15 protein-coding genes are annotated in these 13,463 nt (G+C 62.4%); 12 read left to right on the forward strand and 3 right to left on the reverse strand.

Annotation, left to right across the window (positions count from 1 at the left end; all coding sequences use genetic code 11):
- Positions 1-3 precede the first annotated feature (3 nt).
- From AAF563_12145 to AAF563_12155, 3 genes are all read left to right on the forward strand, one after another.
- Complete coding sequence (locus tag AAF563_12145) at positions 4-657, forward strand: dimethylsulfonioproprionate lyase family protein (protein MEM7122024.1); 654 nt, start codon at positions 4-6, stop codon at positions 655-657.
- 145 nt (positions 658-802) lie between these two features.
- A complete protein-coding gene (locus AAF563_12150; GenBank protein ID MEM7122025.1) occupies positions 803-1,156 on the forward strand; it encodes a hypothetical protein in 354 nt (117 codons plus the stop codon).
- 36 nt (positions 1,157-1,192) lie between these two features.
- Positions 1,193-1,513 (forward strand): HdeA/HdeB family chaperone, encoded by a 321-nt coding sequence (locus AAF563_12155; protein MEM7122026.1) that lies wholly within the window; start codon positions 1,193-1,195, stop codon positions 1,511-1,513.
- 75 nt (positions 1,514-1,588) lie between these two features.
- Here the strand turns inward: AAF563_12155 and AAF563_12160 are convergent, their stop codons facing one another.
- Positions 1,589-2,815 carry a patatin-like phospholipase family protein gene (locus AAF563_12160; protein ID MEM7122027.1) on the reverse strand — a complete coding sequence of 409 codons (1,227 nt, stop codon included), beginning with the start codon at positions 2,813-2,815 and terminating at the stop codon, positions 1,589-1,591.
- A 287-nt stretch (positions 2,816-3,102) separates the two neighbouring features.
- Here AAF563_12160 and AAF563_12165 point away from each other — a divergent pair, with 287 nt between their 5' ends.
- The 3 genes from AAF563_12165 to AAF563_12175 are packed head-to-tail and all read left to right on the forward strand — an operon-like array spanning position 3,103 to position 6,511.
- Positions 3,103-3,660 (forward strand): LemA family protein, encoded by a 558-nt coding sequence (locus tag AAF563_12165; GenBank protein MEM7122028.1) that lies wholly within the window; start codon positions 3,103-3,105, stop codon positions 3,658-3,660.
- A gap of 25 nt (positions 3,661-3,685) precedes the next feature.
- Positions 3,686-5,647 (forward strand): DUF2207 domain-containing protein, encoded by a 1,962-nt coding sequence (locus tag AAF563_12170; GenBank protein MEM7122029.1) that lies wholly within the window; start codon positions 3,686-3,688, stop codon positions 5,645-5,647.
- A gap of 27 nt (positions 5,648-5,674) precedes the next feature.
- Positions 5,675-6,511, forward strand: coding sequence for a hypothetical protein (locus tag AAF563_12175; GenBank protein MEM7122030.1), 837 nt, complete (start codon positions 5,675-5,677; stop codon positions 6,509-6,511).
- Position 6,512: 1 nt separating this feature from the next.
- Here AAF563_12175 and AAF563_12180 read toward each other — a convergent pair whose 3' ends face one another.
- Positions 6,513-7,439, reverse strand: coding sequence for a DMT family transporter (locus AAF563_12180; GenBank protein MEM7122031.1), 927 nt, complete (start codon positions 7,437-7,439; stop codon positions 6,513-6,515).
- Between the two features lie 3 nt (positions 7,440-7,442).
- A complete protein-coding gene (locus AAF563_12185; GenBank protein ID MEM7122032.1) occupies positions 7,443-8,975 on the reverse strand; it encodes a trimethylamine methyltransferase family protein in 1,533 nt (510 codons plus the stop codon).
- A 313-nt stretch (positions 8,976-9,288) separates the two neighbouring features.
- Between AAF563_12185 and AAF563_12190 the strand changes: the two genes are divergently transcribed.
- From AAF563_12190 to AAF563_12215, 6 genes are all read left to right on the forward strand, one after another.
- Complete coding sequence (locus AAF563_12190; protein MEM7122033.1) at positions 9,289-9,999, forward strand: corrinoid protein; 711 nt, start codon at positions 9,289-9,291, stop codon at positions 9,997-9,999.
- A 7-nt stretch (positions 10,000-10,006) separates the two neighbouring features.
- A complete protein-coding gene (locus tag AAF563_12195; GenBank protein ID MEM7122034.1) occupies positions 10,007-10,603 on the forward strand; it encodes a DUF1638 domain-containing protein in 597 nt (198 codons plus the stop codon).
- A gap of 11 nt (positions 10,604-10,614) precedes the next feature.
- Positions 10,615-10,920 carry a virulence factor gene (locus tag AAF563_12200; GenBank protein ID MEM7122035.1) on the forward strand — a complete coding sequence of 102 codons (306 nt, stop codon included), beginning with the start codon at positions 10,615-10,617 and terminating at the stop codon, positions 10,918-10,920.
- 16 nt (positions 10,921-10,936) lie between these two features.
- Positions 10,937-11,848 (forward strand): methylenetetrahydrofolate reductase, encoded by a 912-nt coding sequence (locus AAF563_12205; protein MEM7122036.1) that lies wholly within the window; start codon positions 10,937-10,939, stop codon positions 11,846-11,848.
- Between the two features lie 68 nt (positions 11,849-11,916).
- On the forward strand, positions 11,917-12,384 hold the full coding sequence (locus AAF563_12210; protein MEM7122037.1) for a methylenetetrahydrofolate reductase C-terminal domain-containing protein: 468 nt from the start codon (positions 11,917-11,919) through the stop codon (positions 12,382-12,384).
- A 62-nt stretch (positions 12,385-12,446) separates the two neighbouring features.
- Positions 12,447-13,463: methylenetetrahydrofolate reductase (locus AAF563_12215; protein ID MEM7122038.1), on the forward strand; the 1,017-nt coding region annotated here is incomplete at its 3' end.

Below are 13,463 nucleotides of genomic sequence, written 5' to 3' on the forward strand. Positions count from 1 at the left end.
GCCATGTCAATGAACAACACGCTCGCCAACCTTCTGGCATCGACCCACACGGCGTTTGGCAACGCGCGGCTAAACTTCGGCGCACCGGTCGATGCCATCGATGAGGCTCTTGCCGGTCTGGACAGCCTTGATGCTGATGCGGCGGCGTCCAAGCGTCCTTCCAAGGCACATGTCGCGTTTGTCACGCGACACATGAATGACGGCGGCACGCAGCATGGCGATGCCAATCGGCTGCGCCAGGACATTACCGCTTCAGCCGATCAATTGCCCTGGATGTCGTCGTTCTATCCTGAAGACGGATACGCGGATATCGGACGGTTCTATGACGGCTACGCCTTTGCAATGGCCGCTGGCGATCCGGTCTACGGCGATGAATCGGTTTGGCAATCGCGCGAGGTCGGCCTGAGCTACACGGTCCAGGCGCCGCACACGCTCTATCCCGAACACGCGCATACCGCCGTTGAACTCTACTACGTCGTCTCCGGCAAGGCGCTTTGGAAACGAGGAAGCGAGCCATGGGTCGCCCGTTATCCCGGCGACATCATTCTGCACGAAACCGGTATGCGCCACGCCATGATGACCGGCGACGAACCTCTGGTCGCCTGCGCAATCTGGATCTCGCACACGCAATCGCGGGTGGTCATCGTGCGCTCGTAGGACTGCGTCTACCTCATTGGAAGCAACCCGTCTGGACATCTTGCCTTGGCCAGACCTACTGCCTTACCCTCTGCGCCGACCAGCCAATCCGGCGGATAATGGGCACCGGATGTCCGTGATCGACGGACATACGAAAGGGCGATTGATGATATCAGCACGACAGCTGCCGAGCTTGATCGGCACCGCCCCGCTAACACGTTGCCTCGCCGGGGCCGCGACGGTTCTGTTTTTCCTGGTCGTCGCCGGCAACGTCTCCGCCTACACGTTCGAGTACTGCAAGGCATACGCCGATAAGGTGGTTCAGGAGTCGACGTCGGCAGCGCTGTCGAACGCTATGCGCGGCACCACATCGGACCCCGGCCTGAGCGGCCTGACCGGCAGCGGCTCAACCAACGATCCCAACAGCCTGAGCTCTGTTCTTGGCGGCCTTGCCGAACAACAAGACCAGCAGTCGCTGTGGCAGAGAACATTCAACCATTGCATGGGCGTCAGCCGCTAAGCGGCGCGCAGCATCAACGACCTCGAGGAGGTGGCGATGAAAACAACTCAATTCCTGAAGGCAGGCCTTGTCGCCATCACGTTCGCGCTGGGCGCGGCCGCGGCGGCACCGGCCAGCGCGCAAGAAGAAGCGACGGCGCGCGACATCAACGATATCACCTGCCGCGATGTCATCCGCATGAGCGGTGACGACCGCGATATCGCCGTGGCCTTCCTGCACGGCTATATCCTGGGCGACGGTGAATCGACCGAGTTTGTCGTCGAGGAGCTCTACCTGGCGACCGACCTCTTCATCGAGTACTGCCTGGACAACACCGACGACGTCGCGGTCGAAGCACTGCGCAAGCACGTCGAGTAGGCATTACCCTTAAACGAAACGCGGCCCGGTGCGTGAGCGCCGGGCCGCCTGTCGTCTGACGTGAGCAAGGAAGGTCTACTCCTCGTGCTTCACGTCCTCTTCCAGATCGATATCGACAACATCGAACCCGACCGGTTTGCGCGCCCAGGGATAGCCGTTCACGGCCAACTCGTAGCCGATATCATAGAGCTCACGCATGTATTCTAGGTCGAACGCCTCCTGCGGTTCCTTATCGAAGTCATCGGGCACGTAGGCCAGATAGAAATCGTTGCCGTCCCTGAGCGACGTCAGATAGATGCGGTCGAGGTCGCCGATGCCTTGCGTGCGGATCAGTGACGACACGGACGCGCCGACAATCGAGAAGATGTCCGGGTTGACCGTCGACCAGCGGGCGTCGAGCGGCGAGTTGCGGATGACATAGACTTCCGGGCGCCCCTGGACGTCCAGGATCTCCATCAGCGCGGGCCAGTCGATGGTCGTTGGATAGACGAAGACCTGCGATACCGCGCCGCCGTCAACATGCAGCTCGTCGTAGCGTTGGCCTTCGAACTCAACCTCAAACAGCACGGGCGGAAACGCGCCGGGGACAGAGGCCGACGCAAGCAGCACGTCGCTGATCAAGTCGCGTTTATCGGGCCGGTCGCTGGCGGCAATTGCCGTGATGTTCCAGATGACCGGCCGCTTGGCGTCAAGGTTGGTCGTGCTGACAAAGAGCCTGCGGCCCTTCTTAAAGGCCTCCGCCAATTCGTTCATGAGTTGCGGCGTCATGTAGCCGTAGATGATCTCGCGCAACTTTTCGGTGCTGGCGGCCGCGTCGCCGGTGATGATCTCTGTCCACGACCGCGCCGTGACCAGGTCGTCGGTCGTATAGAGCGTGTACATATCCTTCAGCGTCTGATCGTAATCGGACCCCAGAAAGGCGAAGGGTGCGATCAAGGCACCGGTGCTGATGCCGGTCACCATGGTGAACTCCGGCCGCGTGCCTGTTTCTGTCCAGCCGTTCAAGAGCCCGGCGCCAAAGGCGCCATCCGGCCCACCACCGGAAATGGCCAGATAATAGTGTGGCACACCGACAATGCCGGTCTGGCGCGCGCGGATCTCCTCGACCGTTGAGTTGGCAAGCCGCTCAAGCAGGAAATCAGGCGTCGCATCACCCCAAAAGCGCGCGTTCGGCACGCCGGGAATCTCAGCCATTTGCTCCTGCGGATCCGGCAAGGGCTTGCGGTCAGGCACGGTGCCGCAGGCCGCCAGCACACTCATGAGGGCGGCCATCAGCACCGCCGCCAATGTTGTCGGGTTCATGTGTCCCCCAATCCGAATCAGATGTTCCCCAGGTGCGGCCAGTTAATTTCCGGGACCCCGTGGAGGTCAACAAACATCTTCAGAAATGTTGCCATTCCTTCTCAAACACTGGATTTTCGGCGATCAGGCGGCGACAGAGGGCGCCTGTAACGGGTCGACCGCATTCGTTGCAAAGGTGACGCCGGTCACCAATTGAAGCTGGAAACAACAGACCCTGCGCTTACATTGTGAGGGCTTATCCCGGGGCAGGCAGTGTGGGGGGTCCTATGTCGACGACGTTGACGATCGTGCTGGTGCTGTTGGTGCTGGTGGTGCTGGTCATTGTTTGGGCCATCGCGATCTACAATCGCCTGGTGACCCGGCGACAGCAGACCGAGGAAGGTTGGAGCGGCATCGACGTGCAGCTCAAGCGCCGGTCGAACCTGATCCCCAACCTGGTCGAGACCGTCAAAGGCTACGCGTCGCACGAACAGGAGACACTGGACAACGTCACGGCCATGCGCGCGAAGGCCGACGCGGCGCCCGGCGATTCACCTGAAGCGCGCGGCCAGGCGGAGAGCGCGCTGTCGGGCGCCCTGGTGCAGCTCTTCGCGGTCGCCGAGAATTATCCGGACCTGAAAGCCAGCAGCAACTTCATCGAATTGCAGGCCGCGCTGGCCGAGGTCGAAGACCAGATCCAGATGGCGCGTCGTTACTACAACGGTGCCGTGCGCAATATGAACATTCTGGTCGACTCCTTCCCCAGCAACATCGTCGCCAAACGCTACGACTTCCAGAAAGCCGTCTACTTCGAAATCGACGATCCCGCCGACAAGGCCGTGCCAAAGGTTGAATTCGGATCCTAGTGCGATGTCCTGCCAATGTGGTCTGATGTTGTGGCTACGCCGGTCAGCGCTCGGCGCGTTGGCCGTATTTCTGTTGCTTGGTGCCGGCGAAACCCACGCCCAGTCGACACCGGAACGCATCAAGTCATACATCTCCGACATCACGGTCCAAACCGACGGTACGCTGCTGGTCCGCGAGACGATTACCGTTCATGCCGCCGGCTACAAGATCAAGCGCGGTATCTATCGCGACTTTCCGACAATCTATTCAGGCCCGCTGGGCCTGAAGCAAAGAACCGGCTTCGACCTCATCGAAGTCCTGCGCGATGGCGAGCCGGAGCCCCACTTCACCGAAGCGTTGGGGAACGGCGTCAGACTCTATATCGGCGACGAGAACACGTACCTGCCGGAAGGCGACTACACCTACACCATCGTTTACGAGAGCGACTGGCAGATCCGCTTCGATGAGGATTTTGACGAGCTCTACTGGAACGTGACCGGCAACGACTGGGACTTCACCATCGAACGCGCCGAAGCGCGGGTGACGTTACCGGCCGGCGCCGAGGTCCTTGAGGTCAACGCCTATACAGGCAGCTACGGCCAAACCGGCACCAACTACAAAAGCGCGATCGTCGCCAACAACGTCGTCCAGATCGCCACGACCAGCCCGCTCTCGCCTTATCAGGGACTGACGATCTCAGTGACCTGGCCAAAGGGTGTCGTCGCCGAACCGAGCGGCGCCGACCGCGCCTTCAATCTTCTGACCGACAACCTATCCATCCTGATCGGTGTTTTGGGCTTCGTCTTGACCGTCCTCTTTTTCTTAAGGCTGTGGAACCGAGTCGGACGCGATCCGGAGAAGGGTGTCGTCATCCCGCTGTTCAAGGCCCCGGACGGCATGCCGCCGGTGGTCGTCGGCTATACCGCTTCTTGGGGATTTGGCGCCGGCTTCAGCCGGTCGCGCGCGTTCGCCGTGGCGCTGACCAGCATGGCGACTAAGGGCGCGGTCTCTATCGTCGAGAACGACGACGACAGCTTCACGGTCACGCGCGCGGAGGATGCGGACCGAAGCCGCCTTTCGCCCGGCGAGAAGGCCGTTTTCGATGAACTCTTCGGCGGCTGGTCGACCAGCATTACGTTAAGCAGGACCTATGACCCCGAGATCGGCGCGGCGGTCAAGGCGCTCGCAAAACTGATCAACGGCGAATACACAGACGTCTACTTCCGCAAAAACCGGGGTGCTTGGGCCGGCGGAACAGCCTTGGCCGTGATCAGCGCCGTGATCGCCGCGGTCGTTGACGCGCAGCGTCTGGACGATCTGTTCATCGTCGGCTTTCTGTCACTATTCGGTCTCGCCTTCGGCTTCGGCGCGGCGATGCTGTGGATCAGACTGGCGCCGCTGGTCGCCGGCAAGTTCGAGTTCTCCGCGCGCCGTCTGATCGGCTTGCTTGCCGGCCTGGTTTTCGCGGTCATGTTCTCCGCGCCCGCGATCGGCGCGTTGAGTTTCGCCGCGACGATGATCTCGCTGCCGGTCTTCATCATCATGCTGCTGAACGCCGGCACTGTCGTTCTTTTCTGGTTCCTGCTGCGCGCGCCGACCATGCACGGTCGCCAGGTCATGGACGAGATCGAGGGCTACAAACTCTATCTCTCCGTCGCCGAGTCCGACCGCATGAACATGTTTGGCACCGAACCGGCGATGACCCTGGAGCTCTTTGAACGCCACCTGCCCTACGCCATGGCGCTCGACGTGGCGGAGGCCTGGACTGAACACTTCGAGGCGCAGATTCCGCCCGAGCAGCTAAACGACAGCACCTATCGCCCGCGCTGGTACCGTTCCCATCGCGGTATCTCGCAGCTGTCATCGATGACCTCGACGCTCTCCAGCTCTCTGTCCACGACCGTATCGTCGGCCTCGACCCGCCCGAGCAGCAGCAGCTCTGGCGGCTCATCCGGTGGCGGCTCATCCGGTGGCGGTGGCGGCGGTGGTGGTGGCGGCGGCTGGTAGATTTACGTGCGCCTGCCACGGACCCTCATGATCTTCGTTTACATCTCCCTGCCGTTCCTGATCGTGGCCGGCGTCTTGTTCGCGACTGCCGCGTTTCAGACCGGGCCATGGGAGCGGCTTAGCTACTACACCTTCGCGGTAATCGCGCTGCTGGCCTGGGGTGGCGTCGCATTCTGCTACTGCATCTACCTTTTGGCCACGCGTGGTCTCTCCGATCCCATCGGGATTGGCGCCGGGGTGATTGTGCTGATCGTGATTAGCGCGGCCGCCGTGTGGGCCTGGAACCACGTTCAGAAGGAACGCGCGTGCGAGGCTGCCATGACGTTCTACCAGGAACTGGCGACGGCGGAGGCGGACGTGCGCGCGACGTTGATTGCTGACAATCTCTCGATTGTGCGTGCGGGAACACCATGTGCCCGCGAAGCGTTGTTCTTCGCCCTGGGCCATGACCGATTCGAACCGGACGCACGTGGCCCTGATGAGGAGGCCTCGCGCCTGGCAACCTTCGACCTGCTGCTGCAGGCCGGTCTGGCACCGGACGTCAATTTGCTGTGGCAAGCCCTGAACGACGCCGATGCCCAATTGTTTGCGAAGCTCGTGGCGGCGCGGCTGACGCTTGACGAAGGCGCGCAAACCACGCCGGGGGTCCTTCCACCCAACCTGGCCTTCAGCGCCGTCAGCCAGATAGAACTGGACGAGTCGAGCCCCTACTACGTCGACACCCCCGCCTTCCGCGCCATACTGGAAACGCTGCTTGAATCGGACATCGATCTTTGCGCGCGCGACGAGTTTGGCAAGACACTCGCAGACCGCATGGTGTCGCGGGGGCTGATGGAGTTGGACGACGCGCCGCGTTGCGGCTGACCTAAACCTGCGGCAGCGGGTGGCGGCGGCGGATGCCGGTCAGCGCGTTCAAGATCACCGCGACCAGCACCAGCGCGCCGCCATAGAAGGTGTGTTCGACCGGGATCTCGCCGAACACGAGCCAGACCCAGAACGGTCCGATGACCACCTCCGTCAGGGACAGCAAGGCGAGCTCGGCCGCCGGCAGATGGCGTGAGCCCGCGATATAGAGCGTCAGGCCCAAAAACACCTGCGCGAACCCCATCAAGAATCCCATGCCGATGTCATGGCCGCTGATCCATATCGTGTCGCCTCCGGCGACCACGACCGTCGTGGCGACAACGCACGAAATCAGACCGGCGACAAAGACCGTCGGCATCATGTCACCGTGACGCCCCGCGCGGATGCAGACGCTGAACAAGGCGAAACCGGCGACCGCGCCTAACGCGAGGAGATCACCGAGCACCCGACCTGTGCCGAGCCCACCGGAGACCATGATTACCAAGCCCGGCACGACGATGAGCATCGACAACACGGTCGCGCGCCGTACCTTCTCGCGCAGCAGCACCCAGGCCAGAAGCGCGGCAAGGAAAGGCGACACGCCCAGGATCAGCAGCGTGTTCGCCACATAGGTCATGGAGAGCGAAAAGATGAAGGCGGTGTTGGCGAGCGCCAGGCCCAGACCGCCAATCAGCCCCCACCATCCGATGCTGCGGATCGCCTGCCACACGCCACCGCGATAACGCCAGAGAACATAAAGCAGCGCCGAGAGCCCCAGAAAAAACGTGCGCCACACGATGATCTGCCACTCGCTGGCGGTATCGACCCAACGAAACAACAGGCCGCCGCTACTCCACAGCAAACCCGCCGCGGTCACCAGGACAATGCCGCGCCCGTAACTCTCGACGAACCGAGAGTCCGCCGTGGCGGTTCCGGGACTCGACGTCACGGATCAGGCGACGCCGTCGGGCAGCTCGGCCCGACGCCGTGCCATGAAATCCTGCAGTGCTTCGTCGAGTCCCTCATCAAGCGGCGGCGGTTCGTATTGCGCGAGCCTGTCCTTGGCGATCCGGACCGCGCGCTGTTCATGGGTCTGGGCGCCCTCGGCTTCCCACTGCTCGAAGCTGTTGTTATCGGCAACCTCGGGAATGAAGAAGCCGGAGAGATAATTGCGCTGCGTGTGCTCACAGCCGAGGTAGTGGCTGCCCGGCCCGACCTCGCGCACCGCGTCCATGGCAAGGCCGTTGTCGGAGAGATCGATGCCTTCGGAAAAGCTTTGCAGCATCGCGATCTGCTCGGCATCCATGATGAACTTGGCGTAACCGGCGGCTAGCCCCGCCTCCAGCCAGCCGGCCGAATGCAGGATAAAGTTGGTGCCGGCCTGCAAGGTCGCCGTCATCGTCTGCATGCTCTCGTAAGCCGCCTGCGCGTCGGCCACCTTGGCGCCGGTCAGCATGCCGCCGGAGCGCACCGGCACCTTGTAGCGGCGCGCGAGCTGGGTGCAGCAATAGATCATCTGGAGCGTCTCGGGCGTCCCCATCATCGGTGCGCCTGACTGCATGGAGACGGTGCTGAGAAAACTGCCGAAGACCATCGGCGTTCCCGGATTGACCAACTGGGCATAGGCAAGGCCTGCGGTCACCTCGGCGTTCAATTGGGCGACGGCGCCGGCGGTCGCGACCGGGGCCATGGCACCGGCCATGATGAAGGGCGTGATCAAAACCGCCTGGCGGTGCGCGGCGTAGTGACGCAGGGATCCCAGCATGGATTCGTCCCACACCAGTGGCGAGTTGCAGTTCACGACCGACGTCATCACGACGTTCTCCCGCATGACGTCGGCGCCAAACAGGATCTCGCACATGCGGCACGAATCGAGCGCGCGCTCCGGCGCCGACTGCACACCCATGAACGGTTTGTCGCTGAGCTTGATGTGGCTGTAGACGATATCCAGGTGCCGCTTGGGCACCGGCACGTCAATCGGCTCGCAGATGATACCGCCGTCGTGGTGCAGCGCCGGCGTCATATAGGTCAGCTTGATGAAATTCTGCAGGTCCTCCAGCGTCGCGTAGCGGCGCTGGTTGTCGAAGTCGCGCACAAAGGGCGAGCCGAAGGTCGGCGCGAAGACCGTGTTGCGCCCACCGATCTCGACACTGCGTTCGGGATTGCGCGCGACCTGGGTATAGGTCTCCGGGATCATGTCGAGCTTTTCGGCGATCAACTCGCGGGGTATGCGCACGCGCTCGCCCTTGACCTCGGCGCCCGCCTCCTTCCATTGGGCCAGCGCGGTCTCGTCGCGGAAGTCGATGCCGATCTCCTCCAAAATCTGCATGGAGGTGTCGTGGATCAGATCAAGCCCGGCCTGGTCCAAGAGCTCGTAGACCGGGATCTCTCGCGTGATGTGACGCTTCTGGACCAGGGGACCGCCGACGCGTTCGCGCCGCCTTGCCGCCCTACCGCCGCGCCTTGGCTTCGTGGTTGCCGCCATTGCAATTCCTCCCGCAGACATTTGGAGGCTTAAGGGCCCGCGCTGTCAAAACAGAAATGCGGGCCGCACCAATCCGTCCAGATAGCGCGCATAAGATGTGTCGAAGGGTTCGTGTTTGGAACAGTTTCGCGCCCGCACAAAAACGTCCAACCCCACGGAATCCCTATGGTGCTGCGATCACGCCTTGTGATAAACGAGCCGCCGGTGTCGAATGCGGACTAGTCCGTGTCGCGAGTGTCTTAGATTGCCGGACTGAGCGAGCGTACGTGACGTTGTTTCGCCCGATTTTCCGGCGTTTTAGCGGGAGCGTGGTATGGCCGAAGAAGAAGACGATCTCGACCTTAGCACCCTGGATGACGACGAACTCACCCAGCAGATGCATGAGGATCTGTACGACGGTCTTGCCGACGAGATCGTCGAGGGTGTCAACATCCTGCTCGAGCGCGGCTGGGCACCTTACAAGGTCCTGACCGAGGCGCTGGTCGAGGGCATGCGGATTGTCGGCATCGACTTCCGCGACGGCATCCTGTTCGTGCCGGAGGTTCTGCTGGCCGCCAATTCGATGAAGGCGGGCATGGTTATCCTGCGCCCGCTTCTGGCCGAGACCGGCGCGCCCAAGCAGGGCTCGATCGTGATCGGCACGGTGAAGGGCGACATCCACGACATCGGCAAGAACCTGGTCGGCATGATGCTGGAAGGCGCGGGCTTCGACGTCTACGACATCGGCATCAACAACGATGTCGAGAAGTACCTGGAGGCGCTTGAGGAGCACAAGCCGGACTTCCTGGGCATGTCGGCGCTTTTGACCACGACCATGCCCTATATGAAGGTCGTCATCGACACCATGACGGAACAGGGCATTCGCGACGACTACACCGTCCTGGTCGGCGGCGCGCCGCTGAACGAGGCCTTTGCCGACAGTGTCGGGGCCGACGCCTATTGCCGCGACGCGGCGGTGGCGGTCGAAACCGCCAAGACCTTGGTTGCGGAGCGGCGCAAGTCGAACTCCGCCGCCGCCCAATGAGATCTCGATGGCAGGCTCCTCAGGCAGCCTGATCATCGCTTGCGGCGCTCTGGCGTGGGAAATCATGGCCCTTATCCGAACCCATGGCTGGACCAGCTTGGAAGTCCAGTGCTTGCCGGCGATCTGGCATAACACACCGCAGAAGATCCCTGACGGCGTGCGTCAGAAGATCCGCGAGAACCGCGACCGCTTTGACAACATCTTTGTCGCCTATGGCGATTGCGGCACTGGCGGCCTGTTGGACGAGGTGCTGGAAGAAGAAGGCGTCGAACGGATCGACGGCGCCCATTGCTATCAGTTCTACATGGGCACCCAGGACTTCGATGCGCTGCACGACAACGATCCCACCTGTTTCTACCTGACCGATTACCTGGCCAAACACTTCGATACGCTGATCTGGAAGGGTCTGGGGATCGATCGTCATCCCGAGCTGTTGCCAATGTATTTCGGCAACTACACCGCCGTCGTCTATCTGGCCCAGATCGAGGACGAGGCGCTGCAGGAAAAGGCCAAGGCCGCCGCTGACAAGCTGGGCCTTGAATACCGCTACATCTTCACCGGCTACGGCGGCATCGCGCCCCTACTCGCCAAAGCCACCAGCTAGGAAACACCGTCATGGCCAAAGCCACCGTCGTCTATTGGCGCGATATTCCCGCGCAGGTGATCGTCAAGGCCGGGCGCAAGAACGCCAAGCGCGTTCTGCCCGAACGCTTCGAAAAGGCGATCGACCAGGCCGCCATGCTGGCCAAGCTCTCTGGCACCGACGCCTATCTCGAACAATGGCACCGCGGCGAAGCCGTCGATTGCGGCGATGATCTGGAAGCCGAGGCCGAGCGTATGGCCGCGGAGATCGAAAACACGTACCCGGATACCGTGCTGTCCGCCTACATCAAGGCCGGCGGCATGAAGCCCGAGTCCTAGCAACAAGGTTCTTTTGATGAAGTCGAACGGTACCCTGGAGAAAAAGCTCGCCGCCGGTGAGTTTGTCATCACCGCCGAGACAACGCCGCCGGACGGCGCCGACGAGGCCAGCGTTATGGCCAAGGTCGACTGCCTGAAGGGCCTGGTCGATGCGGTCAACGTGACCGACGGCGCCGGCGCGCGCGCCCACATGTCGGCCATGGCATGTTCGGCGGTGATGGCGAAGAACGGCATCGAGCCGGTCCTGCAGTTTACCGTGCGCGACCGCAACCGCCTGGCGATTCAGGGCGAGTTCATCGGCGGGCCGGCACTCGGCATCCCGAACATCCTGTGCCTGCACGGCGACAGCATCACCAATGGCGATCAGCCTGACGCCAAGCCGGTCGAGGACGTTGACAGCCGCGGCCTGATGTCGATGGCGCGCCAGATGCGCGATGAAGGCACCTTCCCGTCGCCGTCAGGCCGCGCGATCGACCCCGCGCCGAAACTCTTTATCGGTGCCGCCGATAGCCCGCGCGATCCCGATCCCGATTTCAAGCCCGGCGGCCTGGAAGCCAAGATTGAGGCAGGCGCGGATTTCTTTCAGACCCAGTTCGCCTATGACATCGAGGTGCTGAAGCGTTACATGGCGGTGTTGAACGACCACGGCATCCCCGAGAAGGCCTACTTCATAGTCGGTGTGGGGCCGTTGGCGTCGGCCAAGTCGGCGCGCTGGATGACCGAGAACCTGTTCGGCGTTCATGTGCCTGACGCCATCATCGCGCGCCTGGAAGGAGCGGTGGATCAGCGCGCCGAGGGGCGCAAGATCTGCGCCGAGCTGATCGAACAGTTCCGCGAGATCGATGGCGTCGCCGGCGCGCACCTGATGGCGCCGCGCGGCGAAAAGGCGATCGCCGAAACACTCACCGAATACGGCATACGCGGTTAGCCGGGCACAAGGAGAGACCCGCCATGCTCGCACTTCGTCATTGGTCGGTCCGCAACGCCAAGGGGCTGATGCGCCTCTATCACGTCTTCGAAGGCACCATCGCGGCCTGCGAACCCCTGGTGCGCGCCATCGGCTATGAGCGTCTGGAAAAACCGGTCGCCGTCGTCGAACGCGGCATCAAAGGCGCGATGTTCGATTGCCAGATGTGCGGCCAATGCGCCCTGTCGTCGACCGGCATGTCGTGTCCGATGAACTGCCCGAAAAACCTGCGCAATGGGCCGTGCGGCGGTGTGCGCGCCAACATGATGTGCGAGGTGAAGCCCGACATGCCGTGTGTCTGGGTCAAGGCGTGGGAAGGCAGTCAGGATTTGTTCGGCAAGGCCAGCATCCTGGACGTTCAAAAACCGGTCGACAACCAGCTGAAGGGCAAGTCTTCCTGGCTGCGGGTGATCCGCGAGATCCGCGCGAAGAGAGATGGCAAGATTGCGCCGGCCAAAGCGACGGCGCGCGGTTTCGCCAGTAACACCATCCGATGACCGACGACACCGATCGCGATCAACAGGTCGGTCCGCTCAATGAGGGCATGGCCTATCCGGAGATGGTCGATCCCGGACCAATCGACCCGGGCGCGCCACTGGAGCCCCTGCCCGGTCACACGTCGCGCGGTCGTTTGGAGCGCATCCTGCGCGCCGGCGAGTTTGCCGTCACCGCCGAGCTGTCGCCGCCGGATTCGGCCAACCCCATGGACGTCTTTGAACGCGCCAGCATTTTCGATGGCTGGGTCGACGCGATCAACGCGACCGATGGGTCTGGTGCCAACTGTCATATGTCGAGCGTCGGCGTTTGTTCTCTGTTGACCCGCGTCGGTTACGCGCCGGTGATGCAGATCTCTTGCCGCGACAGGAACCGCATCGCCATCCAGGGTGACGTGCTCGGCGCGGCCGCCATGGGCGTCGGCAACATTCTGTGCCTGACCGGCGACGGCGTGCAATGCGGTGACCAGCCGGAGGCCAAACCGGTCTTCGACTTCGACTGCATGTCGCTGTTGGAGACGATTCGTACGCTGCGTGATGACTCGCAGTTGCTGTCGGGCCGCAAGCTCGATAAGGCACCGGAGGTGTTCCTGGGTGCGGCCGCCAACCCGTTCGCGCCGCCCTATGATTTCCGGCCTTTGCGGCTCGCCAAGAAGATCGCGGCCGGCGCGCAGTTCGTCCAGACGCAGTACTGCTATGACATCCCCATGCTGGAACGCTACATGGAACGTGTGCGCGACATGGGTCTGCATGAGCAGTGCTTCATTCTGGTCGGTGTCGGGCCATTGGCCTCGGCCAAGGCGGCAGGGTGGATTCGCTCCAACGTGCCGGGCGTGCATATACCCGACAACGTGATCGATCGCCTGAAAGGCGCGGAAAAGCAGAAACAGGAGGGCAAACGCCTGTGCGTCGACCTGATTCAGCAGATTCGCGAGATTGAAGGGGTTGCAGGCATTCATCTGATGGCGTATCGCCAGGAAGAAGCCGTCGCCGAAATTATTGAACAATCGGGCGTCTTGCGGGGCCGTGACCCCCATGCCGTTCATCCCACCATTCCCGGCTATATGCAGGATAGAGCAAAG

Source organism: Pseudomonadota bacterium (genome assembly GCA_039028155.1).
Lineage (GTDB): Bacteria > Pseudomonadota > Alphaproteobacteria > SP197 > SP197 > JANQGO01.

Coding starts and splice junctions, on each gene's coding strand:
- AAF563_12145 (MEM7122024.1), top strand. CDS start 4: ATGTCAATGAACAACACGCTCGCCAACCTTCTGGCATCGACCCACACG.
- AAF563_12150 (MEM7122025.1), top strand. CDS start 803: ATGATATCAGCACGACAGCTGCCGAGCTTGATCGGCACCGCCCCGCTA.
- AAF563_12155 (MEM7122026.1), top strand. CDS start 1,193: ATGAAAACAACTCAATTCCTGAAGGCAGGCCTTGTCGCCATCACGTTC.
- AAF563_12160 (MEM7122027.1), bottom strand. CDS start 2,815: ATGAACCCGACAACATTGGCGGCGGTGCTGATGGCCGCCCTCATGAGT.
- AAF563_12170 (MEM7122029.1), top strand. CDS start 3,686: ATGTTGTGGCTACGCCGGTCAGCGCTCGGCGCGTTGGCCGTATTTCTG.
- AAF563_12175 (MEM7122030.1), top strand. CDS start 5,675: ATGATCTTCGTTTACATCTCCCTGCCGTTCCTGATCGTGGCCGGCGTC.
- AAF563_12185 (MEM7122032.1), bottom strand. CDS start 8,975: ATGGCGGCAACCACGAAGCCAAGGCGCGGCGGTAGGGCGGCAAGGCGG.
- AAF563_12190 (MEM7122033.1), top strand. CDS start 9,289: ATGGCCGAAGAAGAAGACGATCTCGACCTTAGCACCCTGGATGACGAC.
- AAF563_12195 (MEM7122034.1), top strand. CDS start 10,007: ATGGCAGGCTCCTCAGGCAGCCTGATCATCGCTTGCGGCGCTCTGGCG.
- AAF563_12200 (MEM7122035.1), top strand. CDS start 10,615: ATGGCCAAAGCCACCGTCGTCTATTGGCGCGATATTCCCGCGCAGGTG.
- AAF563_12205 (MEM7122036.1), top strand. CDS start 10,937: ATGAAGTCGAACGGTACCCTGGAGAAAAAGCTCGCCGCCGGTGAGTTT.
- AAF563_12210 (MEM7122037.1), top strand. CDS start 11,917: ATGCGCCTCTATCACGTCTTCGAAGGCACCATCGCGGCCTGCGAACCC.